Annotated in this window: 1 pseudogene; it reads right to left on the bottom strand. The window is 36.2% G+C overall.

Annotation, left to right across the window (positions count from 1 at the left end):
• Positions 1–541: pseudogene (gene topB / locus AC1Q8N_RS28770) on the bottom strand (DNA topoisomerase III); the annotation flags it as partial.

The raw sequence follows: 541 nt of genomic DNA, 5'->3' as shown, positions 1-541 counted from the left end.
AATTCAGCACGTTCGTCTACAAGAGTTGTAATCGTTGTGTAGTCAAAGATTGCTACTTCATAATGCGCCGCAATCAGTCTTCTTACGATCATATCGTAAATTTTCTTTTCATCACCTGATAGTTTGCTTGGATTTGTAACTTGCTCTGTCGGTATAATTGCATAGTGATCTGTCACTTTTTTTTCATTCACATAACGCTTATTATTCATAATTGATTCAATTGGTGCTGGCAATAAACCTTTATATTCATCAAACTGACTTAACTTCTGTAAAATATCAGGGAACGTCGCTGCTTCTCCTTGTGTAACATAGTTAGAATCCGAACGCGGATAAGAAACTATTCCTTTTTGATATAGGGCTTGTGTTATATCAAGCGTCTTTTTCGGTGAAAATTTAAAAGCTTTATTAGCTGTCGCTTGCAGTGCTGATAAATTAAATAAAAACGGCGGCTGAAACTCTTTACGCTCCGTTTTCATTTCTTTTACTACAGCCGGTTTACCTTGGCAAAATGCTGCAATTTTATTTGCCATATCAGGGTCTT

The organism is Bacillus sp. GW823-FHT06B01 (assembly GCF_058952315.1).
This window is presented reverse-complemented; position numbering and strand designations above follow the sequence as displayed.